The following is a 24,997-nucleotide window of genomic DNA, read 5'->3' on the forward strand; positions in this document are numbered from 1 at the left end:
AACACGTTGATGGAGATGGTAAGAGGATAGGTAGTTATAGGGAAAGGATTAAGAGAATTTAACTTTATGGATGAAAATTGAGATAAATTAGTGTGAAAATACCCTGAACAGGGTATTTTTTATTTGTGATAGACTGTCTACATTTGTTTTGGGTGATTTAAGCAACTTTTTCGTTTAATTTTATTCCAAAACTATGTAGGAAAAGCTTAACTGATTTTTGGTATTCTACGTGAGTGAAGCGGGGTGATGGATTTAGTTCATCACCCCGCTGTTTTTTATTTAGTTAAATAGTTATTTGGAATAAGGGATTTTAAAGCCGAGAGATGGGAGAGATTTTGGATTTGAGGAAGATTGGAAGATTTTTAGCTAAGAGTTCAGTGTGTTTTTTTACTAAGAATAGTTTTGTTTTCTTTAAAAGGTACAATTTTGAATGCAATTTGAGTTGAAAAATACCCTGAACAGGGTATTTTTTTTGGGTTATTGGCTAAGTAATTTTACGAAGGTGATTAATCGTTTTGATATTAGTTTTCATCTGTAACTATATAAGGAAAGTTTAAGCTGATTTTTAGGACCTTATAAATGATCTTATTTATTTTTTTGGGGCACGGGATTTACGGTTTCTGGTGCCCCGTTTCTTTTTATATGCTTAGTAGATAAGGAGTTTAATTGTTAACCCTGCTGTGGTGAATAAACAGGTAATCAAACATCGAATTAAAATTGACTTGATTTTTGGGTGGTTTTGATATTGTAGTTGGATGATTTAAATTAACGCAATGTTTGACTTTACCTAAAAAAATCATGAGACAATTCCTCTACTCTATTTTATTTGTTTTTGTACTTCAAGGCTTGCATGCGCAAGAATTAGGTTATTACATGCATCCTGATCTGCATGGAGATGTGATTGTGTTTGTGGCCGAGGGAGATTTATGGAAAGTATCTACTACTGGGGGAACTGCTACGCGTTTGACAACGCATCACGGAGAGGAAATGTCTCCTAAGATATCTCCCGATGGTAAATGGGTGGCTTATGCCGCTTCTTACGAGGGTCCAACTGAAGTCTATGTCATCCCCATCGATGGAGGGATTCCAAAGCGATTGACTTACGAGGCTGCGGCATCGGTACCTACAGCATGGAAATCAGCAGAGGAATTAGCCTATACCACCAATCAGTATGCTACACTGCCTAGGTTACAAACAATCACTGTAAATATCAAAACGAGTCAGCGTACTATATTACCACTTGAAATGGCCGCTGAGGGAAGTTTTACCGATGATGGTAGTACTTATTTTTTTGTAAGGCCAACTTTTCACAACAATGTTACTAAACGTTACGAGGGAGGGACAGCTCGGCAGATATGGAAATACACCAATGGCTCCGAAGAGGCTGTTAAGTTGACTCAGAATTACAAAGGAGAAGACCATCATCCCACTTTTCATCAAGGAAGAGTTTACTTTTTATCATCAAGGGATGGTATACAGAATGTATGGTCTATGACTGCGGATGGTAAAGACTTGAAACAGCATACCAAACAGGACTCTTATGATGTGCGAGAGATGTCATTTTATGGCAACTTGATGGCCTATCGAGTAGGAGCGGATCTTTACTTACATCAATTGCGTGAGGGAAGTGAGCAAAAATTGGATATTCGTTTGAGTTCTGATTTTGATCAAATGCGAGAGAAGTGGGTGACTAATCCTGAGAGTTATATTTCAGGTATTTCTGTGAGCAATGATGGGGACTTTGTCGCTTTGACAGCAAGGGGTAGGGGTTTTGTTTTACCTGCAAAAGAAGGTCGACTAGTGAGATTGGACAGGAAAGATGGGGTCAGGTTTCGGGATGCGGTCTTTGCTCCTAATGGTAAATCCATCTATGTATTTTCTGATGAAAGTGGAGAGTTTGAAATATTTGAATATGATAGTAAGGGTTTGGAAGTTGGGAAGCAGTTGACAAAAGATGGAAAGACCTTGAGATTCAATTTAACTCCTTCTCCTGATGGAAAGCGATTGGCTTATACCGATTTGAATAGGGACTTGTGGATCATGGAATTGGGTAGCCAAAAGCAAGTGAAAGTTTCAACTAATCGGGAGGGCATCAGTGGGGCTATGGCCTGGTCACCTGATAGTCAGTGGCTAGCTTATGCCCAGACGGCTTCCAATACTTTTTCACAATTATTTGCTTATGAATTCAATACGGGCAAAAGGATTGCTCTGACCACAGACAAGGCCAATAGCAACAATCCGCAATGGAGTCCTGATGGGAATTGGATTTATTTCCTTTCTGATAGAAACTTCGAGACTAAAGTAGGTTCACCTTGGGGTACCCGACAGCCCGAACCTTACTGGCACAAGCAGATGAAGATTTACCATATTTCTTTAAAAAAGGATGTGGTATCTCCTTTCCATTTCAATCATGAATTGAAGACCAAGGCTTCGAATGATGAAAAAAAAGCTGAGGGTTCTATCAAGGTGATCATAGAGGAAGAAGGTTTGCTCAATAGATTGAGAGAAGTTCCTGTCCCTGCGGGCAACTATCGCAATTTGATCGTCACTGACAAGGCTTTGTACTACCTCAATGATGCTGATGATAATGGAAAAAATGCGATTACCATGACGCTGATTGATTCCAAGGCAGAGCAAAAGACTTTTATAGACAACGTGAGAAGATTTGTGACATCTGCAAACAATAAGTACATGCTGGTCACTGTGGGCAGCAATCATCACGTGGTTGAATTGAAGACTTCACCGATCAGTAACCTTTCGGAAATGCGTTTGGATTTAAGCAAGTGGAATTTCTCCATTGATCCAAAAGAGGACTGGAAGCAACTGTACACCGATGCTTGGAGGATGGAACGGGATTATTATTACGATCCAGGTATGCATGGGGTGAATTGGGACAAGATGTATGAAAAATATTTACCTCTAGCTGAGCGAGTGACTACGAGGGCAGAGTTGTCCGATGTAATTGGTGAGTTGATTGGAGAATTATCTGTGTTGCACACAAGTGTTGGTGGAGGTGATTTGAGAAGAGGTTCTGATAATATCAGTATGGGTTTCTTGGGGGCAAGGTTGAGCAAAAACGACCAACTAAAAGGTTTTCAAATCGATTATATTTATAAATCAGACCCAGATTATCCTGACGAGGCTTCACCCCTCTCCCATCCTGATATCAACATACCTGTGGGCACGGTGATTACCCATGTGGATGGGGAAGCAGTGATTCAAGCGCCTGATTTGAATTATTATTTGAGAGATAAGGCGGGGAAGCAAGTGAGATTGGGTATGGTGTCGGCCAATGGAAATAAGTTAACCGATCAAATACTGATCCCGATGAACTCGAGGACAGAGTCTAATCTGCGATATAATGATTGGGAATATACTAGAATGTTGGCTACAGATGCTGCATCTGAAGGAGAGATCGGATATGTGCATTTGCGTGCAATGACTACAAGTGATATTTCTCAGTGGTACAGAGATTTTTATCCTCAGTTTAAGAAATCGGGGTTGATCGTAGATGTGCGTCACAATAGAGGTGGGAATATTGACTCCTTTATTTTGGAAAAATTGATGCGAGAGGCATTTTTCTACTGGAAAAACAGAGAAGGTGAGCCCTATTGGAATATGCAATATGCATTTAGAGGGCACTTGGTATTGTTGGTGGATGAATTTACGGCATCTGATGGAGAAGCTTTTGCGGAAGGCTTTAGGAGGTTGAAAATGGGTGAATCTATAGGTGCACGCACTTGGGGAGGGGAAGTTTGGTTGAGCGGATCCAATACCTTAAGTGACAATGGCGTTGCTCGTGCTCCAATGATGGGGGTATATGGAGAAGAGGGTGAATGGTTGATTGAGGGTGAAGGATTTATCCCAGATATAGAAATCATCAATTTACCTAAGGCGACCTTTGAGGGGAAAGATGCACAATTGGAAGCTGCTATTGAGCATTTGAAGGAATTGATCAATAAGGATCCACGTCCTGTACCGAGTCCTCCAGCATATCCGGATAAGTCGTTTGGGAATAAGTGATTTGAGGTTAGTTGATTGGGGAGTTGGTTATTTGCTTAACTGCCCCGAGGGGTCGGGGTTGGTTAACTGTTTAGGAGGTTAAGCGTTAATGCTTGCCTGCGACGGGGTTGTCGTTAAGCTTTAAACGTTAATGCTTACCTGCGGCTGCGCGGTAAACGTGGGAGTTTGTGTGAATGGTAAGGACTTCTGCGTTTGAACGATTAACATTTAACGGTGAAAGGAAAGAGCGTTAAGCGTTAAACGGTAATGCTTGCCTGCGGCTGCGCGTTAAACGTGGGAGTGTGTGAATGGTAAGGACTTCTGCGTTTGAACGGTTAACATTTAACGGTGAACGGAAAGAGCGTTAAGCGTTAAACGGTAATGCTTGCATGCGGCTGCGCGTTAAACATGGGAGTATGTGTGAATGGTAAGGACTTTTACGTTTAAACGATTAACATTTAACGGTGAACGAAAAGAGCTTTAAACGTTAATGCTTGCCTGCGGCTGCGCGGTAAACGTGGGAGTTTGTGTGAATGGTAAGGACTTCTGCGTTTGAACGGTTAACGATGAACGGTATTAACGATTTTAGAATCTCGTGGGGATGAAGCAACATAAATGTTGTAGATTAACGTTAAATAAGTCATTGCAGATCAACAATCGGCGTAGCAGTGCGTACTTTTAAAGGAATCTAAATTAACTTCAATGAAAAAATTCTTGATTTTTGTTTTCTTGATTTCAAATGGTGCCTTGGCGCAGGATTTCTTGTGGGGATTGCAATATAAGCATGGGATAGCAGTACAGGATTTCAAGGCTGAATCGGGAAATGTGCAGGTTCCTGAATTTGTGTTTTTTTCTACCTATCAAATTCCAAAGATTCCTGTAGAGATAGGCTTAAGCTTGGGCTATGGAATCTATGGTACACAACTCGAAAAGCGTCGGGATTTGTATGTGGGTTTTAATGATGAATTACGTCTTAGGAGGAATAATAATTTATTCAGCGCTGCAGGTATGTTTCGCTTTTTCCCACAGGTTTATGGCAAAGCCTTTCCTTTTTTCGAAGCACAGTTGGGAGCTGTATATGCTTACTCTAGGTTTAAGATTAGAGAAACTGCTACTACAGAACCCATAGAAGAGGGTCGAGATATGGGTAATTGGGCTAGGATGAATCAATTGGGAGGTGGCTTACTGATCCCCTTTGGAAAAAGTGTGAATGGGAATCTTGAAATCAAATTGATGTATCAGAACACCGGTAGATTGGAATATTTGACAAAAGGAGATGTTCGATTTCGTCCAGACCCAGATGGTAGGGTGAATGGGGAGTTTGAATATTTCACCCGCAAGTCTTCGTTGAATATGATTCAGCCTTCGATAGGGATTAGTTTTTACGTTGATTAGCCTTTTGGCATAGAGTTTGAAATGTTGCTATTACAATACTAAACCAACTATAACAATAAAAAAACAGCCGAAGGAGAAATTCCACGGCTGTTTTTTTATGCTTTAGTCTTCATGCTAAAGATGGATTATTCAATCCACAATCTTCACTTTGTAGAACACATTGTAATCTCGTTCTTCTTCTGGGTTTGTATTGTCATTGATATAGATGATCCCATTTTTGTCAAGAAACTCAACAGTTCCATTGACTGGCATTTCATTGATTATACCTATTTGCTTCCCATTTTTGACAAGGATATAGTAAGGTTTGATGAATTTCTTTGCAGCCTCTTTGTATTCATCCGAGTTCCAATATTGCTCGGAAAGGGCTCGCAATTCATTCATTTGGGATTCAGGAATCCTTGAATTAAATTGAATCAAGCAATAATCCCCAGCATATAGTACATTGCCAAAAGCAGGGTAATCACTGTACTTACCTGAATTGTCTGGAGAAATTGTAGGCGGCAAACCCGGTCTTTCGGGATGCTGGAGTTGAACTTCTGTACGCAGTGATATTTCTTCTCCTAAATCATAGATGAAAAGCTGTGATCCAGTTAAGGGTAATAAAGCGTAGGATTTTTTGGTATCATGTAAGGTTACAAAAGATAGATTGATTCCTACAAATCTCTGATTTGCTCTTGGCTCCCAGCTGGCAGGATAGGATTCCAATATTTCATTTTCTTCTGTATCTAGATTATATCTATAAACATTACTGATTTTTTCGTAATAGCCTACACCCAAAGTTTTGGGATCACTTTCTTCTGCGGAAAAGAAGTTTAACTCTTCACCTATCATCATCATTTGACCATCCTTCATGTAGGGATGAAAAGTCGTTCTATTATTGTAGATGGTTATTCTATAGAGTTCCTTTGCATTGTATGGCACTTTCTTGAGTTGCTTACCCGACAAATCATAGATAAAATAGGAGGTCATTAAGCCTTGAGCTACAAATTTATCTTTATCCAAAAATTTGTAGCCAAATGCACCATTTCTTCCCAATCCATCAGGTCCATCATTATTTAATTCATAGGATTGTAGCTTTTCTCCTTGTAAGTCAGTTAGGAAGAGATTCTTATTATTAGAAACCAAAAGTACCTTTCCAGCATCCACATCAATGTCTTGTATTCTAAGAATTGATAATTCATCGATAACCAAGGAATCGATCAGTTCAAGTTCAACAAGGTCAATGGGGCTGCTGATACTTTCTTCATTACTTTGGCTGCAACTTAAAATGATCAAGTTAAAAATTGTAGCTGTTACAATCGTTTTGTAAGTGTATTTCATAAAATCTAAGTTTAATATGTACTTACATTAGTGTCGATTATTCAATTATATATGACATGTTTGCCATGGATAATAAGCAGCTTTATTTATAAAATATCAGGTCCTTTTTACCTTTCTCCATAAGAATACTGGCAATCCTATAAACACGCCTACAATGCTGAATACTAATCCCCCAATGGTTCCTATGGCTAAGGAAAACCAGAATATTTCATTTTGCCCTTCCATGATGAATGGAATCAAACCAAAACAGGTGGACATGATGGTGAGCATGATCGGGATGGATTTGCCTGCAGCAGCCTTGATGACATTTCTATTATAATTCACAGGGCCACCTGACTTCCTATTGTTGAGGTCATTGACAATAAAGATAGCTGCATTGACTGCCAGTCCTCCCAACATGACAAAAGCTGCCCAACCTCCTTGGTCATAGTAGAAATTGCCCAAAGAGAAGATCAAAAACAAGCCAATAAAGGAGAGTGGAATAATCGCTATGATGTAAAAGGGTTGTCTCAGGTTCTCAAACAACACCGCGGTAATAAAAAACACGCCTACAATCAAGACTGCCATCAAACCATACTGTCGTTTGGCTTTGCCATAGTCCCAAGACCAAGTTTGCTTGGTAGCTGTATAGCCAATGGGCATAGCTAGTTTCATCTCATTCAACACTTCCGTAAGGTATTCATCACCAAACTTCCTCGAACCCATGTATTCAAAAGCCACCGAGCGGATGTATTGTCGATCCTCTTTGTAGAGGGAGTTCGTCGTAAACTCTTTGGCCAAAGTTCCGAAATTGCTCACTTTGAAGATATTGTCCTCTCCAGTAATTAAGCTCGTCTCTTCCAAGTCGAATTTAGAGAATCTTTCAGATTGATTTTCTCGGACGACTACGCCATAGTTTTTCTCGTCCAAAGTTAGGCTACCAGAAGTCCCCGTTGGTTTGGACACGTCGTTCAGAGAGTTGATCAATTGGTATTGATTGATTCCACCAAGTGCTAGGTTTCTCTGATCTAAGCGCAAGACATACTCCTCTGTTTTGGCTTCATTATAACTAACACGCTCATTAGTATTGACTTCTTGGATTCTTTTATGTTTGAGTAGTTTTTCCGCAAGCACTTCCGACTGTCTCTCAAGTTCGTCGTAATTGTAACCTTTCATAGTCACTTGAAAGGAAGGAATCCCTTCACCCCCACCGCCAGTGTAGAACCCCTGCCCTACTCCAAAAATATTCCATCTTGCACCTGACCAGTCTGTGGATTTGACCGAAAGTCTACCTTTGAGTTGATAAGGAAGCGCTGACTTTTCGTATGCTTCTTTGAAGGTGATTGAAATGCTTGCAAACTGGCCTGATTGTACATTGGTGATAAACTGATCTATACCTTCTACACCTTTGAGGTATCCCTCAAATTCCCTCATAATGAAATCCATCTGATCTAGGGTATTGCCAAAAGGTAACCTAGCTTGCACATTCAGCCTAGTTTTCTCTGCTTCTCTATAGCCTGATTTTTCATACACCCCACGTACAAACATCCTCAAGGATCCTCCTAGTGCTTTGTCGACATAAGGTCTGATTTCTTCTTGATAAAGCGTGGAGCCAATGGTTTTGTTATACCATTCTTGTCCTTCCCACTTGGCAGGCATGAAAAACACTGGTAAGCCAAAAAGCAGCAATAACATGGTCACAAAGGTCTTTCTGTATTTTGCCGTGAAGCTGATTGTATTGTTGTATAGCCTGAAAGCTTTCACTCTTTTTCTCAATTGAGCTAAGGTGAGTTGTCTCCCTTTAACCTTTTGTCCTCCAAATAGTAAGGAGTACATGGCTGGGGTAAAAAGCAATGCCACTACTAGAGATACTCCTAGCATTGTTGCCACTACAATGGAAAATTCCGTGAGGTTTTTCCGCTCATCCTCAGGTAAAAAGAAGACTATCATCAGAGCCGCAATAGTCGTCAATGATGCAGCTAGCAAAGCGAGAAACACCTTCCTGTTCTTATGCTTATGCAGGTGATCGATCATGATAATTGCATTGTCCACGATCAATCCAAAGGAAATAGTCAGCCCTGCTAGGGAATACAAGTGGATGTCTACTTTGAGCAAATAGAGAACAATCCCCGTGATACTCAAATTGACAACAATACCCAAGAATAAAATGCTAAGGTACTTGAGGTTTCTGTTGATCAGGAAAATAAAGACAATCAAGATCAAAATAGACAGGCCCGAGCGCTTGTAGATTTTGTTGAGCTCCTTTTCCAAAAACTCTGTATCGTCTGTTTCTAGCCGAACCTCAAAACCCGCTGGAAGCAATGGCTTGGCTTCTTCGATGGCAGCTTTGATTTCTTTCGCAAGGATCACCTTGTTGACTCCATCACGATTGATGATGGATAGGCTGACGGAGTTATTGCCATTGATTCTGTAATAGGAACTTGCTTCGGCTTCTTGGATGGTGAGCTTTGCAATGTCTTTGAGGTAGACTTCCTTTCCTTCGCGAGTTGTGATCAGTAGGTTTTCTACTTGGGACATTTGCTGGAGTGATCGATCCACTTGGATAAAAAGCGTCTCTCCCCTGGTATTGGTCAATGCTCCTGGATAATTTCTTCCAAAGGCACCGTTGATCGCAGACGTCACATCCGACCTTGAAAGCTTGAGTGCTTGTAGTTTTTTGATGTCATAATCTACAAAAAGCTGCAAATCTGTGGCTCCTCTGACATTGATTTCCTCTATTTCTTCAAACCTATTGAGGGAGGTCTTTAGGACATCCTCAGTGATTTTCTTGATTTCAAAAGCAGCAAAGGGACCATTGATACTGTATATCAAAATGGGATTTTTGACATTGGCTCTACGCTCCGCGGTCTGTGTCACCAATGGATAGCTGACATTTTCATCCAAGGATGGGTAGACCTGTCTGATGATGGAGGCCACTTCAAATTTCTTGAACTCCATGTCTGTCTCCTTGTCAAATGTCAGGGTGACATTACCTCCATTGTATCGAGATACAGACCTGATTTTCTTTAATTCTGCAAGCTGAGATAAAGCTCCTTCCAAAGGAGAAGTGGCCAATTTTTCGACCAAGTCAGGAGATGCCTGCCTTACTCCGTAGCTGACTGTGAGTATGGGTTCCTTGTCTCTTGGATTCAAATCCACCGAGAGTTTGGGTACCAATGCAAAGCCAATGACAGCTAAGACAATAAATGATATAATGATTCTAAAAGGTGTCATAAGCTATCTCCTACACTGTAATCCGTTCTGATTCCTTCACAGTAATCTTACCTCCAATAAACCAGTAAGCCAATGGCACAAAATACAAGGCTGTAAATGTTCCAATCGTCAGACCACCTATCACAGAGAAAACCAGTGGTCTCTGTAAATCCGCTCCTAAGCCAGCACTAAATACCACGGGCAATAAGGCTAGAATCGTCGTAACAGAAGTCATCAAAATCGGTTTCAAACGAATTTCACCAGCTTCATAAAGGGCTCTATCGAGAATTTCCCTTGCGGATAGCGCTGTGGTTTCTCTGTACTTGATGCGAAGTCTATTGATTGTATCGATCTTCAAGATGGCATCATTCACCATGATACCTAGCATCACCACAAGTCCGATGGCTGACATGACATTCAGAGATGTACCAGTGAGGAAAAGTACAATAAATGCTCCTCCGATTCCCAGTGGCAAGGTGAAAATCACAATCAATGGCTGCACAAAACTCTCAAACTGAGCCGAAAGGATAAAATACAAGAGTAAAACAGCTACCATAAGAATACCAATCAGCTGACTGATGGTATCTCGATCCTTGAAGTATTGGCCAAAAAAGGAAACCCCAAGATTCTTGTCTGCGGCCCATTCATTGATCGGAGAATCATATTGGGTGGGATTATCTGCGTTGAGATTTACAGACTGATAGATGCCTCCTTTGTCTGCCGTGACAAATTTGTAGTGATTCACATAATCGAAGCGAATGAAATTACTTAAAGCATATTCATTGCCATCTTGCCCAGCTACGAAGCTGGATCGCAGCAATTGTTCAAAATCTGCCTGTTCCCCTTTCATGCGGATCGGTGTGATTTCACCAAATCGTTTGATTTCGGTAATGGTGAAATTCCCAAACAACTTATTGATTTGATCTTGGATACCTGAAACTGTTACCCCGTAAGTGGTCATTTTGGGTGCATCCAAACTGAAAACTACCGAAGCTTCTTTTTGTAATCCTGGACCTCTATCGTATTCAGGTGTTGGGAAAGTCTCCAACCATTCATCCATTTTTGCTTCATCCACTGGTCTTTTTGTCGCCAAATCCTTCCAGCGAACTTCATAATAAGGAATATTGGAAGAAAACAATTGATCGAAAGCATTGGGTGCATCCATGACACTGATTTCGGCCGTTGGGAAGTTGCTCGTTACTAATTGTCTGAATCGTTGTGTCATCTCATTTTTACTCTCCTGAGATTCAAAAAGGAAATATACGCTAGCTTGCTGAATGGAATTTTCTCCATCAAAAAGCAGGAACTGTCTTACTCCAATGTCTGATTCTGCCTTGAGGTAGCCCTCTCCTAGCGCTTTTAGGCTACTGAGCAACCTATCTCTATTTTGCTCCACGCCTATAGGTTCGTTCCAATCAATTTCCACCAAAGCGTCAAACTTCTCGATTGGTGGTAAGCCTTCTGTTTTCAATAATTGACTGACCAAAAGGGCTAAAGGAATAAAGAGCATGAAAACGGTAAAGCTCAGTCCTCTTCTCAGGAAAATCTTTTGATACAAGGCTTTGTACCCTCTAAGCACTGCACGGAAAAACTTACTATCCTCCTTGGCCAACTCCTCCACAGATTTATTTCTAAAGAAGAAATGGTAAAGCATTGGTAATAAGATGAAGGCAACCAAAAGCGATACAAATAGAATCGCTGCCACTGATACTGCTTGATCATAAAATAGGGCTCCAGATATTCCACTTAGGAATACCAGCGGAATAAATACAGCCAAGGTTGTCAAGACAGAACTGATCAAAGCCGACATGACTTCATTCACTCCTTGGACACAAGCCTCAAATATCGGTAGGCCCTCTTTCCTTTTTCGGGTAATATTATCCAAAACAATGATGGAGTTATCAATCAACATCCCTAAGCCTAGTGCTAAACCACTTAAGGAAATCACATTGATAGAAATTTCGAAGAAGTAAAAGACTAAAAAGCTGATGATCAAAGAAGAAGGTAAAGAAATCCCAATGATGACTGGAGTCCTGTAGTTCCCCATGAAGATGAATAACACTCCAAAAGCGAACATTCCCCCAAAAAGCAGGGAGGTTTGAAGGTTACTGATTCCGGCATTTAGCAGGGTAGATTGATCCTGAGTGACATCAAAATCCACCTGAGGATAATCTGCTCTGAAATAATCCAATGATTCATAGATCAAAGGCATCATTTCATTCATTTTGGCGGAAGCTTGCTTGTGAACCGTGATGACCAAGCCTTCTTGTGTTCCAAAATAGTGATACCCTAGGACATCTTTATTTTCATACCTTACTTCTGCTACTCGACCTAGTTCTACGGTAAGTCCTTTGTCATTGGTAACAGGCAATCGCATGATGTCATCTGGAGTATCTACTCGCGTAGCCATGCGAAGGTAATATCTGAATTGGCCATCTTCTACACTGATCCCAGGAAGTTCTTCATTGCCAAAGCGGATGGCTCGAATGACATTTTCTTCTGTCATTCCAAGCGCTCTGAGTCCTGCTTTGTCTGGGGTGACAGTAATGCCTCTTTCCTTTTTGCCGTTGATATCCACTAGGGAAACTCCTTGGAGTTGTTCCAGTCGCTTTTTTAGAACATTTTCAGCCAACAAGCTGACTTCTGCATAATCGATTCCTGGTTTTGGGATCACTTGCACCCGAATGACGGGAATATCATTCGTGTTGATTCGAATCACTTGGGGGCGAGCCAATCCAGCAGGAAGGCTATTGGTGATCCTGTCTATTTTTTCATTAACATCGATATAGGCCAGTTCCATCTTGGTACCATAATCAAAAGTGAGTCGAATGGTACCTACTTCACTACCCGCCTTACTGTCTACTTCTTCAAGTCCATTGAGCGTCATCAATTCTGCTCTGATATTGGCAAGGACATTTTGCTCAATTGCCTCTGGTGAAGCATTGGGATAGTTGACTTTGATGACTATCTGCGGTACATCGATGGGTGGTAGCAGCGAAATCGGCAATGTTCTGAACACAATCACACTGAACACCATCAGTGCAACAAAAGTCATCAATACGGCAATGGGTCTCGCTAGTAAAAATCTAACCATAGCGATTAATCTTTTACAATTTGCACTGGTGCCTGATGGGCGAGCTGCAAATTATTGGTGGTAATCACTGTACTGCCTGGTTCTATTCCTGAGAGAATCTCCACTTCTTTGCCATTGTCTTTGCCAACTTCTACGTAATTCCATTTGGACTCATTGTTTTCGATAGTAAATACCACCGCTCTGCTAGATCTGTACACAAGTGCTTGTTTTGGTACTACGATACTGTTGTTTTGTGGGGCTCTTATGATTGCTCGGGCATTCATGCCTGGAAGAAGGCCTTTGCCATTATTGACCAAAATACTGACTTGGACCAAGCCATTTTCATCTACCTTGGGATTGATGCTGCGAACCGTCCCAGAAAATGGCTCAGCAGAACCAGAGACTGGATATACTTCCGCTTTCTGCCCGAGAGAGATTAGATTGATATCTGACTCCAGCACTTTTACTCTTAGTTCGAGGGAATTGGTATTGATGATCTCCATAAACTCGGCTCCATTAGAAACCAAGCTGCCTTTTTTGATCTGAAGGTCTGCTACTCTGCCGGAAGTTGGGGCTTTGACAACTGATTTTTCTATTTCGAGTTGTGCTTCTTTCAAGTCTATCTCTGCGGCAAAAAGACCACTTTTTGCTTTAATTTGATCAGTAATGCTTCCTTTACGCTCTTCATCATCAGAACTCATGATGGTCCCAAAGCTGAGGATTTCAGATTCATAGTTGGCTTGCGCATTTTTGAGTTGTATGCGAGCTTTTTCCATTCTGAAATTTGCCTCAGAGTCATCTAATCGGGCTAAAACAGCTCCCTTTTCCACAAAATCACCTTCCTTGACATTAAGTTCGCTGAGGATACCTTGTCTTTGGATCACGACCTTCACTTGATCAACAGCGTCGATTTTACCTGTGGCGTTGATTAGGTAGTCGAATGTGCGCTGTTCGGCATTGGCGACTCTTACTGGAGTGGCTGCTACTTCGGCTCTAAAAGAATCCTTAGGGATTTCTTCATTTTCTTTTTTCTCTTCTTCACAAGAAAATGTACTGCCCAAAAGCAAGGCAGCCATAAAAAACAATTTTCGATGACTCATAAATAATTGAATTAAAGTATTGGGGCATCAATAAACTAACAAATTAAACAATATCAAAATATCATAGTGTTAAAAAATGAAAAAATGTGATGAAAGCGAGGGGGGAGTTAGTTATTGGTTATTGGTTGATTGGGGGAATGGGGATTGGGGTTGGAAAGTTGGGGGCTCTCACAGATTACACAGATTACGCGGATTTTTTTATGTTGATGATTGGGGGATTTAGTCACTGGGGGATTGGGGGATTGGAGTTGGAAAGTTGGAAAGTTGGGGGCTCGCACAGATTACGGGGATCCTCATTGAGGGAGGTAAATGCGCGGATTTTTTATTTAGATGATTAAGGGATTTAGTTATTGGGGGATTAGGGTATGGGGTTGGATTGCTTTGCACATGGTACTTTGTAATAAATGTACTTCCCTAAATCACGATGACCGTTTTGATTCAATTATTTCTAGATAGAAGCATTTCCGAGGGAAGGTTGAGCATCAACTCAAGCATCTCTATGTTGGGTCTTAAAAATTCTATGGGCTCGGGATATAATCTTAAACGCATCCCCTCAGGTTTATTTTCTTGATAATAATCAATTAACGAGACGATGGTTTCTTGATCGGGAACTTCCAATCTTACAGGAACAACCCCATCTCTAATCATTTCTAATTCTCTGGCAGCACCTTTGGAAAGATCAATCACTCTTTTGGAAGATTTCGGTAAGCGATCATTGACGCGGACCCAAACTTCTTTTTCATTTTTTAGATTCACCACTCTGAGCATGGTCCCAAAAGGCAAGTGCTTGTGTGCGGCAGTTAGCTCCTCCATATCATAAACTTCCCCATTGGCTGTTTTCCGCAGATGGAATCTCGTCCCATAATAACTCGCCACACCTTCTTCAATCAAAAAAGTAGAATCTGCAACATGGACATTCTCTAATTGAATGATCTCATCCTGAGCTTGAACGCTCGTCAAGCCAAAGAATAAAAATAGACCTATGATTAAGCTGATTTTTTTCATCTGCGAACCTTTGACAATTTATATGCCAATTGCTGTCATTAATTAAAATCTCACTTGGAAAGGATGTCCCAAGCTGATAACTTTAAATTCCCTATCGAATAAAGTTAAACTATTTTCATTTAAATCTAAAGAAGACTTTTCAGCTATGATCAAAATCCTTCATACAGCAGACTGGCATTTGGGCAAAAGATTGCAGGATTTTTCCAGAATGGAAGAACAAAAACTCGTCCTAGAAGAAATCATTCAAATCGCAGATGATCAAGAAGTTGATCTGATTTTGCTAGCAGGTGATATTTTTGACAGTTTCAACCCTAGCCACGAAGCGGTAGAGTTGCTATACAAAACCTTACGAAGACTGTCTAAAAATGGAGAAAGACCGATCATCGCCATCTCAGGAAATCACGATAGCACGCAGTTTGTCGAAGCTCCGGATCCTTTAGCTAGGGAAATGGGCATTTTCTTCTACAGCAGATACGACTCGGTCATGCCAATAGGAAAACTAGACAATGGTATAGAAATTCTCAATTCAGAATCAGGATTTATAGAAATCAAACTCCCAAAACATGCTGAACCTATCCGCATCATTTTAGCTCCTTATGCCAATGAAGTCCTACTCAAAACCTATCTTGGCGAAGAAGACAGAGAAGCGGAATTGAGGAATATCCTTGAAGCAAAATGGCATAATCTTGCTGACCGTTATTGTGACGAGAGTGGCATCAACCTATTTGCAGGGCATTTTTTCTTTATCAAAGAAGGTGAAAAACCAGAGCCAGAACCTGAAAGTGAACGGCCCATCCTACATGTTGGCGGAGCACAGGCACTTTATACGTCCAATATTCCTACACAAATTCAATATGCTGCCTTGGGACACTTACACCGCTATCATGCGGTGAGCAAATCTCCTTTTCCAGTGGTATATTCAAGTTCTCCCCTAGCCTACTCTTTTAGCGAAGCGGATCAGGAAAAAAGAGTCGTGATCATACAGGCAGAAGCTAATAAAGAAGTTTCCTACGAAGCTATCCCCCTCAAAGAAGGCAGACCTCTATTCAGAAAACGCTTTGAAAATTTAGCTGATACCTTGGCTTGGCTGGAAGAGAATCCTTACTGTTTTGTAGAAATCACATTTGCCACCGAGCATGCCATTGACGCAGCGACGAGAAAAGCCATCATGAAAGCTCACGATGGAATAGTCAACTTGATCCCAGAGATTCTGCATATCAAAGGTCAGGAAAGCTTAAGCCTCAAAGTAGAGGATTTGGGAAAAGATATGGTGACACTTTTCAAGGTGTATTACAAAAGCGAAAAAGGTCAAGAGCCCAATGGGGAGTTGATCGATATTTTTAATGAAGTAATCAGCCAAAACGAAGATTTATGATCCCAATTAGACTAGAAATACAAGGGCTTTATTCCTACAAGGAAAAGCAAGTCATCGAATTTGATCAACTGACAGCAGCTGGACTTTTTGGGATTTTTGGTGCGGTAGGAAGTGGAAAATCATCTATATTAGAAGCTGTCCTGCTTGCACTCTATGGAAGCACCGAGCGACTTTCAGACCGTGGAGAAAAAAACAGCATGGTCAATCTGCAAAGTGAAGAGTTGCTGATCAATTTTGAATTCAAAGCAGGGAAAAACAACAGCAATACCTACCTAGGCAGATATGCCGCAAAGCGAAATCCTAAGAATTTTGATGATGTTAAACCTGCTGAGCACAGCTTCTATCTTAAGACAGCAACAGAACTTCAGCCATTGACACTTCGAGGTGAGGAGATTTTGGGGATGAAAAAAGAGCATTTCAAGCAGACTGTCATCATTCCTCAGGGAAAATTCAAGGAATTTATCGACCTCACACCTGGGCCGAGAGCCGAGATGATGAAGGAGTTGTTTGGCTTAGAAAGATTTGATTTGAGCTACAAAACTGCTGGACTGCTCCGATCTGTCAAAGATGAAAAAATCAGACTGGAAACACAGCTGGCAAGCTTAGAACTCTATTCTGACGAAATTTTAGAGAAAAAAGAAAAGCAATTAGATCAAATCGCCCATCAAGCAGGTGATTTGGAAACAGATTTTCAAAAAACAGAAGCTAGCTACAAAAAGCAAGAACAGATTCAGGCACTATTCCAATCTCTCCAGAATTTTGAGAAAGAATGGGAAGAACTGCAATTGAAAAAGCCTGCGATTGAAAATCAGAAAGCCATTTACAAGGATTTTCTAACTGCTAAAACTTACCTCAAACCTATCTATGATCAAATCCATGAAAAGAAGCAGGAAATAGAAAAGCATCAGGTAAGCTTCACTGATTGCGAAAGATTTAAGGAGAATTTTGTTACAGAAATCTCCAAAAAAGAAGCTGAAGAAACAGACCTCAAAGAAAAAGCGAATAAGAAATCAGAGAGAGAATCCAAAATCAGAGACTTAGAGAAGGTCAAAGAAATCCAAGAGCTGCAACAGAAAATCCAAGATGCAAACAAAGAAATCGAAGTTACCCAACCTCATCTTGAAAGCAAAAAATCAGCTCAACAAACTCTAGAATCGAAAATCAAATTACTTGAAGATGACCTAGAAGCAAACCAAATACCCAATGCCAATCAGTTGGCTGAGCTGAAAAGCGCAGTGAAAGATTGGGAAGCTTGGACTTCTTCAAAGAAAAATCTGAATACAGAAATCAAGGTACTAAAGGAGTCTATCGATCAAAGTGAAAAAGATATTGCAACACTTCAAGAGCGTATCCCTACTAATGAAACTTCATTTGATTCTTGGGCCTTTACACTGAAAAACCAAATCAAAGCTCTCGAGTCAGACAGAGATAAATTGATCCAAAAAAGTGGATTGAGTGCACATATACATCTATTGGAAGATGGTAACCCTTGTCCACTTTGTGGCGCGATCGATCATCCCAATCCACTCCAAGGAGAAGAGGAAAACAAATTCTTGTTGGAAATCGAATCCAATATCGAAAAGACAAAGGCTACGCTAGAAAGTATCTTTGATTCCTCCAAAAAACTATCAGAAGTCACCTTCAAAAAAGACACTCTGACTCAACAATACGAATCCAAAAAAACTGATTTGACTGCGATTGAGAATCAATTAACAAATCTAGAATCTTCACTCAAAGAGCAGAATTTTGAAAATATAGATGCAGTAAAGGCTTTCCTTCAAACCACCGATGAGGCTATTCTGAAAAGTGAGCATCAAAGCAAACAACTCAAAGAATGGAGGAAAAACTTGCAAGAAGGGAAAGTAAAACTAGAAGAAGAAGATCAGAAACTCCGAAACTTGGAGCAGGGGCTAAGAATGCTCCAAGCAACACAAAATACCAAAAGAGATGACATCAAGGATTTAGGTTTTTGTCAGCCATTTTTTACAAAAGATGCAGAAAATATCCGTCAAACAATCCAAAAGGTTCAAGATGACATCGACAGAACTGCTGATCTGCTGAGCGGAATTCAGAAGGTCATGGTAGAACTCAGAGCAAAGCAAGCTACTAATTTGGCAAATCTGGAAAATTCAAAAAAAGCCTTGAAAGAAGCGCAAAACAAAATTGAAGAACTGAACACCCTTTATGCTCAGCGCAAAGAGGAATATCATTTTACGGACGAATCACAGCTTCAGGAACTCTATCACAACAATATGGATGCGGACAAGGTGGAGATAGAAATCAAGAACTTTGAGCAAAGAGCACATTTGGTAGAATCACGCATCCAGGAAATCAAAAAGACCGATGGGATAAGCAACTTTAGCCAAGAGAACTTTGAAAGCCTGAAGGATTCTCTACAAGTTAAATTCAAAGCCTTAGAAGAAATCAAAAAGGAATTTACCTTACTCGATCGAGAAATCAAAGACAGCCGAGAAAAGCTCAAAGAGAAAAAAGAAGTTCGCACGATCTACGGCAAACTCGAAAACAGAGAAAGCAATCTCAAAGAGTTAGAAAAGCTCTTTAAAGGCAGTGGATTTGTAAAATACGTGAGTTCCATTTACCTCAAGGAACTCTGTAATACAGCCAACATCAGATTCAATAAACTCACGAAAAACAGCCTAAGCTTGGAAATTGATGATAACAACACCTTCTGGGTGATAGATTACCTCAATGGTGGCAAAAAAAGGCTCCTCAAAACCCTTTCCGGTGGTCAGACATTTCAAGCATCATTATGTTTGGCTTTGGCTTTGGCAGAGAAAGTCAAATCTCTCAATGAGGCAGATCAGAGTTTCTTCTTTTTAGATGAAGGTTTTGGTGCCTTGGATAGAAATGCCCTTCGAGTCGTCTTCGAAACCCTCAAAGCCCTACGCCATGAAAATAGAGTTGTCGGTATCATCTCCCACGTCGAAGAACTCCAACAAGAAATCGAAGTCTATGCGAAAATTGAGTTGGATGCAGAGAAAGGTAGTCAGGTGAGGTATTCTTTTTGAGACGTGAGATATGAGATAGGGATCTCTCAAAGATCTCAAAGGAGCAGAGCTGCGCTAAGAAAGTTGAGGATTGGTTAAAGAGGTGCTTGAGGAGATAAGATACAAAAGAAAGCTCTGAGATAATTCAAAGTTGCAGAGATGGGAATTGTGTGTTTTTGTATTGGAAGTGAAAATCTGTCTTTAAGAAGGCAAACTGAATACCTAAATCCAATATTGATTACGTTTTGCTTTTGGATTTCCCAAATAATTTAATGAATTCAGACCTAAAAATGATAATAGGTTCATTATAGATGCATATTATATATTTTTTACACTATTTTTATAAAAATAAGTTAAAAAACAATCATGAATTTAAGATTAAACTCAGAATTTGGAACATTGAAGGCTGTATTGATGCATCGACCAGGTAAGGAAATTGATCGATTAACTCCATACAATAAGGACTTCTTACTTTTTGAAGATGTACCGTATTTGGAGGCAATGCAAAAAGAACATGATTATTTTACTGATTTGATCAAACAGACTACCGGCGCTACGATATATAGATTACAGGAACTGTTGATTCAAGTGCTATCTGACGAACAATTACTCTTCAAATTGATGAAGCAAGCACTCAGCAAATCTCATATGACCCATTTAGCAGAGCAAATCATGGGGAGATTATCTACAGCAGAATGTGCTGTGGCCTTGATGGCTGGCATCAAAGTACATGAGCTCAAAAGAAAAATCCCAAATTTATCAGCAGGAGAATTGATGGACTATGCTTTCATCATTCCTCCAAGTCCAAATCTTTATTTCCAAAGAGATCCCATGGCTGTGACACCTGGGGGGATAGTTTTTTCTAGTATGAAAATGGAAGGAAGGCAGAGAGAAGCCGACTTACTGAGGAGTATCTTTGAAAATCATCCTGATTTCAAAGACAATATCAACTGTATCTACCCAATTAATGGTCACAATAATCCAGCAAGTATAGAAGGTGGAGATATCATTATTCTATCCAAAAAAGCGGTAGCCATAGGTAATTCAGAACGGACAGACGAAAAAGCGATTTATCATATAGCCAAGTCCTTACTAGCTGAGGGCACGGTGGAAAGAATCTATGAAGTTCATCTTCCTCAAAAAAGAAATTACATGCACCTCGATACCGTATTCACCATATTGGATGAAAACTTGGTATTGACCTATCCAGATGCATTGAATGCAGTACTTCAAACATCTCTTTATACACTCAAGGAAATCAAGGAGGATAAAGTGCATATCAAAAGAGAGGTCTTAAATGAATCATTGCTTACAGTTTTAGAAAAAGAAATTCCATACTTGGAAATCCTCCATACGGCAGATGGCAACCCTGATTACGCCTTACGCGAACAGTGGTTTGATGGAGCCAATGTATTTGCAATAGGTCCAAGAAGGGTGATATCTTATAATAGAAACAAACACACCAATAGCGCATTGAGAAATCTAGGTGTGGAAGTTCTGGAAATACCTTCATCAGAACTATCCCGAGGCCTTGGCGGCCCAAGATGTATGACTATGCCTTTGAGTAGAGCTAAGATTTGAAAATTAAGCTGTAATGATAGAAAGTTGAAAAGTTTTAAAGTTGGCTTACTCATGACTTAAATCAGCCCTTCATCTTTGTGTTTGATTCTTGACACAAAGAGATGGAGGGTCAGTCTAGACCTACCTTCTAAAATCTTAAATCAAAAACTATCTATCAAAGAATGACCTTCTTCTATTGACCTTAAGATCTTGTAAAATAGCTGATTTGACTCTGATATCTACACTATAAGAAGTAAAGGTTCCAAAAGGTATCCAAGACACATTCATCTGCCAACAGTGTAAATCTCTAGCAATAGAGATCATGGTTTGGGTGATTTTGGCTGTAGAGAAATCATAACCTGTATTGAAATTGACTTTCCACTTATCCGTCAAACTAACATCTCCATTGATATTCAATGCTTGAGTAACATTAGATTGTCCCCCGGGTCTGTTATTGTATGAGAGGTTGTAGCCAAAGCCAAGGTTCCAAGGAATACTCCAATCTATATATTGACTTGGATCATTGACGATTCGATTGATTTCATTCTCTACAAATTCATTCATTTGACCACCTTGCTGGAGAAAATTGTTGGTGATTTCATCTCTCACCTCACCAGGTGAGCGCTCGGATTTACTAGGATTAAGACTACCATTGAGATTGATCGAGGCATTTCGAATACTTCCAATCCCCTGCCCTCTTCTCCATGCAAAATCATTGATTCTTCTCCCTACTTCTTGTCCTTGTGCTGTTCTTGTCACCCCAGTTGCGTATGGATCTAAAGTAGCAGAAAGGTTGACAGAAAGCTTGTTGTCAAAGAACGAAGTCCTCGTATTCATATTCACAGGAGCCAATTGAAAGGAATCAGCTGCAAAATTATAGTTAGTCGTTACGTTCAAAGTTTGAAGCAATGGAATCTTTTTAGTTTTGACCTCTGCTGTATCACTTTCAGTTTTGATCTTTGCTTCAAGTACATTTCTGATGGAAATACTTAATGCCCTAGATTCACCCAATGGAGCTCCTTGAAAGATAAAACCTTGATGTCTGGAGAAAAACTGTGTTCTTCCAGCACTGTCCACTTGGACTTGTTGATAATACCCGAATCTTGGGTCAGAAAAATCAGGCGTAAAATTAAAACCAAATGAAGGCTGCATGTGGTGACGGATAGCTTCAATCTTTTTGCTATTTTTAAAAGTGTAAAAACCATAAACGTTGGTATTCATATTGAAAGAAGTAGTATAGAAGCCTACTCTATTGAAGCCATTTTCAAGAATTCTATCTACTCTATTTTCTACATCATTGTAGAAATAATTGATTCTTTCTAAATACCAAAGTTCTGTATAGTTTGCAGAGGCCGTTCCAGTAAAATATTTGAATAAGGTGAAATTTGAAGAAATTGGGACAGTACTCCTAGCGCCATTATTTGCATCTCTCAAGAGTTGAGGTAGATTCGCAAAAGTAAAGGCTAAAACATCAGGTGCTTGTTGAAATTCTTCTCCAAACCCAAAATCCTGTTGAAAATTTTGATTTTGCACACCTAGTGCAGGGGTTATTCTATTGGTGATTTGATTTTGAAGGTTGAAGTTCCAAGCAATATTTAGTGTCTTCAGAGGCTCAAACCTTGTTAAATTCTGAAAGGGATTTTGTCGATTCATATTGACAGCTACATCAGGAAGCGTCAGATTGACTTCATCTGTATTGATGTTTTGAGAATGTCTCAAATTGGCCGACATACTAAAGGGCGTTCCCGCAAAAGTTTTGCTGTAGGCAATATTAGATGTGAAATCTGCTCTAACATTGTTTGCAAAGTTATTAGGGTTAATGACCAAATTATTATAATTCTGCGTACCTGCATTAACCGATGCAGAAAATCTAGAATTACCTCTAGATTCTGGTGTGTGCTGCCAACTCACCCATACAGATGTGAAGTCTAGAGGATTGAGCTCTGTTTCAGGACTTCTAAAACTTTGATAATCCACATTAAAGCTACCATTGTACCGATAGCGTTTCTTGTAAATAGAAGCAGCTTTGGCTCCCCATCCTCCATTGGAGTAAATATCCCCGGTCAATCGGGTATGGATAAAATCATTGAAAGCAAAGTAGTATCCGAAATCTCTCAAAAAGAGGCCTCGTCGCTGCTCTTGCCCATAAGAGGGAAAAACAATTCCTGATGCCTTTTCTTCTGGTGTATCAGGTATAATCCCGAAAGGCAGCCCTAATGGAGTAGGTATATTATTAAAATAAAGATTAAATGGCCCTGTCACAACTTGCTTGCCACGTATAGATTTGATCTTGGCTGCTGAAATATGGAAGTGAGGTTCTGCCAAATTACAGGTAGTGTAATACCCCTTATCCATGTAAATGCTGCCATCCGTGGTCTTCTTGATCGTCTCTCCTCTCAGCAATCCATCTTGCTGCTCTGTCACTACGTCTTTGATAATTGCCTTTTGCGTTTTGAAATTATAACGCATCTCTTTTCGGATTTCATAAGTGGAGTTACCCTCTTTGAAAATGGGGTTTCCATTAATGTTTCCCAATGAATCTGTCACGCCAGAAGCAAAAAGCTCACTCTTATCCCAATCAATGATAATCAGGTCTGCATCAAGTCTAATATTCCCGTATTCAAACCAAGCTTCTTTATGAAGATAAATTTTATTTTGTGCAAAATCAGTGATGATACTATCTTCCCCATAATAATTGATAATGGTTTCTATATCTCCTTTAGGCACTACCTTTGTAGAGTCATTTTCTGGAAGGCTGTCAGGTAGATAAATTTCTGGTAATTCCACTTCTGGAAGCGTCTGTGCTGGTGCTCTTAGAATAGAATCAGGAGCAACAATTGGATTTTCCACCCTCCTTGTTCTTCGCTCTTGAGAGAACACAAGTTGGGGAATTACCCAAAATAGTAGGAATATTATGAAGTGGAGCCTGTTATTCCGCACCGATTGAATCAAATTTGTTTAAAAATTTCTAAATTTCGAACGAGCAAAGTTAATGGTATTTAGTGCTTATGAAACGACTTCAAGTTAAAAATATTCTTGCAATTACTTTAATTACATTTTCCTTTCTTTTCATGGGTTTCCAACCCACAGGAGAAAAGGCTCCAGAGTTCAAATTGAGGACTGTTGTAATCGATGCTGGACATGGTGGCAGGGACCCGGGTGCACTAGGCGCTTTCAGTAAGGAAAAAGACATCACACTAAAAGTAGCTTTACAAGTAGGGAAATATATAGAAGAATATTTACCAGATGTGAAGGTCATATATACCCGGCAATCTGATGTAGCCGTGGACTTGAAGGAAAGGCCTAATATAGCTAATAGAAACAGGGCAGATCTTTTTATTTCTATTCATTGCAACGCAGCCGCTAATCGATCTGCTTATGGGACAGAAACTTTCGTGATGGGTACCAAAAACTTTGAGGCAAATTTCGATATCGTGAAAAGAGAAAACTCCGTAATCCTACTCGAGGACAACTACGAAGAAAATTACGAAGGATTCGATCCTACTTCACCAGAATCTTATATCATGTTCAACATCATGCAGAAAGCTTTCCTTTCCAATAGCCTTTCTCTCGCCTCGAAGATTGAAAATGATTTTACTAGCAGAGTTAATCGCCATAGTCGGGGTGTAAAACAAGCACCCCTCTACGTTCTGTGGACCACGAGCATGCCATCCGTTTTGGTGGAGCTAGGTTTTATATCCAATCCAAATGAAGAAAGATATCTCAACAGTAAAGATGGACAAACCTATTTAGCATCCGCCATCTATCGTTCGGTAAAAGCATACAAAGAGGAAATAGAGTCTCTATGATCGTTGCCTTGTCCAAAACATAAAACTTTCTATTGTCGCCTTCACAAACTCGTTTTGTGAAGGCGATTTGCTTTTATTAAGTCCCACATATCAAAACTCCCATGCTATTTTGAAACTTATCAACATATTACCTTATTTTAGCTTTGAAAATTAAACCC

12 protein-coding genes are annotated in these 24,997 nt (G+C 40.0%); 6 read left to right on the forward strand and 6 right to left on the reverse strand.

The window, feature by feature from the left end; translation table 11 throughout:
- Nucleotides 1-798: 798 nt before the first annotated feature.
- Both CHB66_RS01190 and CHB66_RS01195 read left to right on the forward strand, forming a co-directional pair.
- Entirely contained in the window at nucleotides 799-4,023 is a 3,225-nt protein-coding gene (locus CHB66_RS01190; RefSeq protein WP_089237122.1) for a S41 family peptidase, read from the forward strand.
- A 681-nt stretch (nucleotides 4,024-4,704) separates the two neighbouring features.
- Nucleotides 4,705-5,397: a hypothetical protein gene (locus CHB66_RS01195; protein WP_089237124.1), complete on the forward strand. Its 693-nt coding sequence runs from the start codon at nucleotides 4,705-4,707 to the stop codon at nucleotides 5,395-5,397.
- Nucleotides 5,398-5,526: 129 nt separating this feature from the next.
- Here CHB66_RS01195 and CHB66_RS01200 read toward each other — a convergent pair whose 3' ends face one another.
- From CHB66_RS01200 to CHB66_RS01225, 5 genes are all read right to left on the reverse strand, one after another.
- Nucleotides 5,527-6,717 carry a hypothetical protein gene (locus tag CHB66_RS01200; protein ID WP_089237126.1) on the reverse strand — a complete coding sequence of 397 codons (1,191 nt, stop codon included), beginning with the start codon at nucleotides 6,715-6,717 and terminating at the stop codon, nucleotides 5,527-5,529.
- Nucleotides 6,718-6,813: 96 nt separating this feature from the next.
- The gene (locus tag CHB66_RS01205; protein WP_089237128.1) at nucleotides 6,814-9,930 is read right to left on the reverse strand and encodes an efflux RND transporter permease subunit; all 3,117 of its coding nucleotides are present in this window, start codon (nucleotides 9,928-9,930) and stop codon (nucleotides 6,814-6,816) included.
- A gap of 10 nt (nucleotides 9,931-9,940) precedes the next feature.
- Nucleotides 9,941-13,003 carry an efflux RND transporter permease subunit gene (locus tag CHB66_RS01210; RefSeq protein WP_089237130.1) on the reverse strand — a complete coding sequence of 1,021 codons (3,063 nt, stop codon included), beginning with the start codon at nucleotides 13,001-13,003 and terminating at the stop codon, nucleotides 9,941-9,943.
- Nucleotides 13,004-13,008: 5 nt separating this feature from the next.
- A complete protein-coding gene (locus CHB66_RS01215) occupies nucleotides 13,009-14,082 on the reverse strand; it encodes an efflux RND transporter periplasmic adaptor subunit (RefSeq protein ID WP_089237132.1) in 1,074 nt (357 codons plus the stop codon).
- Between the two features lie 438 nt (nucleotides 14,083-14,520).
- The gene (locus tag CHB66_RS01225; protein WP_089237136.1) at nucleotides 14,521-15,087 is read right to left on the reverse strand and encodes a septal ring lytic transglycosylase RlpA family protein; all 567 of its coding nucleotides are present in this window, start codon (nucleotides 15,085-15,087) and stop codon (nucleotides 14,521-14,523) included.
- A gap of 145 nt (nucleotides 15,088-15,232) precedes the next feature.
- Here CHB66_RS01225 and CHB66_RS01230 point away from each other — a divergent pair, with 145 nt between their 5' ends.
- The 3 genes from CHB66_RS01230 (at nucleotide 15,233) to CHB66_RS01240 (ending at nucleotide 21,051) form a co-directional block, all read left to right on the forward strand.
- Nucleotides 15,233-16,462 (forward strand): metallophosphoesterase family protein, encoded by a 1,230-nt coding sequence (locus CHB66_RS01230; protein ID WP_170932402.1) that lies wholly within the window; start codon nucleotides 15,233-15,235, stop codon nucleotides 16,460-16,462.
- A complete protein-coding gene (locus CHB66_RS01235) occupies nucleotides 16,459-19,491 on the forward strand; it encodes an AAA family ATPase (protein WP_089237138.1) in 3,033 nt (1,010 codons plus the stop codon). The genes CHB66_RS01230 and CHB66_RS01235 overlap by 4 nt, the downstream gene beginning before the upstream one ends.
- Before the next feature lie 345 nt (nucleotides 19,492-19,836).
- Entirely contained in the window at nucleotides 19,837-21,051 is a 1,215-nt protein-coding gene (locus CHB66_RS01240) for an arginine deiminase (RefSeq protein WP_089237140.1), read from the forward strand.
- A 147-nt stretch (nucleotides 21,052-21,198) separates the two neighbouring features.
- Here CHB66_RS01240 and CHB66_RS01245 read toward each other — a convergent pair whose 3' ends face one another.
- Nucleotides 21,199-23,970: a putative LPS assembly protein LptD gene (locus tag CHB66_RS01245; protein ID WP_089237142.1), complete on the reverse strand. Its 2,772-nt coding sequence runs from the start codon at nucleotides 23,968-23,970 to the stop codon at nucleotides 21,199-21,201.
- 68 nt (nucleotides 23,971-24,038) lie between these two features.
- Between CHB66_RS01245 and CHB66_RS01250 the strand changes: the two genes are divergently transcribed.
- A complete protein-coding gene (locus CHB66_RS01250) occupies nucleotides 24,039-24,839 on the forward strand; it encodes an N-acetylmuramoyl-L-alanine amidase family protein (protein ID WP_089237144.1) in 801 nt (266 codons plus the stop codon).
- Nucleotides 24,840-24,997: the final 158 nt, after the last annotated feature.

This window comes from Belliella buryatensis (genome assembly GCF_900188245.1).
Classification (GTDB): Bacteria; Bacteroidota; Bacteroidia; order Cytophagales; family Cyclobacteriaceae; genus Belliella; species Belliella buryatensis.

Coding starts and splice junctions, on each gene's coding strand:
- CHB66_RS01250 (WP_089237144.1), top strand. CDS start 24,039: ATGAAACGACTTCAAGTTAAAAATATTCTTGCAATTACTTTAATTACA.
- CHB66_RS01235 (WP_089237138.1), top strand. CDS start 16,459: ATGATCCCAATTAGACTAGAAATACAAGGGCTTTATTCCTACAAGGAA.
- CHB66_RS01210 (WP_089237130.1), bottom strand. CDS start 13,003: ATGGTTAGATTTTTACTAGCGAGACCCATTGCCGTATTGATGACTTTT.
- CHB66_RS01230 (WP_170932402.1), top strand. CDS start 15,233: ATGATCAAAATCCTTCATACAGCAGACTGGCATTTGGGCAAAAGATTG.
- CHB66_RS01240 (WP_089237140.1), top strand. CDS start 19,837: ATGAATTTAAGATTAAACTCAGAATTTGGAACATTGAAGGCTGTATTG.
- CHB66_RS01190 (WP_089237122.1), top strand. CDS start 799: ATGAGACAATTCCTCTACTCTATTTTATTTGTTTTTGTACTTCAAGGC.
- CHB66_RS01205 (WP_089237128.1), bottom strand. CDS start 9,930: ATGACACCTTTTAGAATCATTATATCATTTATTGTCTTAGCTGTCATT.
- CHB66_RS01225 (WP_089237136.1), bottom strand. CDS start 15,087: ATGAAAAAAATCAGCTTAATCATAGGTCTATTTTTATTCTTTGGCTTG.
- CHB66_RS01200 (WP_089237126.1), bottom strand. CDS start 6,717: ATGAAATACACTTACAAAACGATTGTAACAGCTACAATTTTTAACTTG.
- CHB66_RS01195 (WP_089237124.1), top strand. CDS start 4,705: ATGAAAAAATTCTTGATTTTTGTTTTCTTGATTTCAAATGGTGCCTTG.
- CHB66_RS01215 (WP_089237132.1), bottom strand. CDS start 14,082: ATGAGTCATCGAAAATTGTTTTTTATGGCTGCCTTGCTTTTGGGCAGT.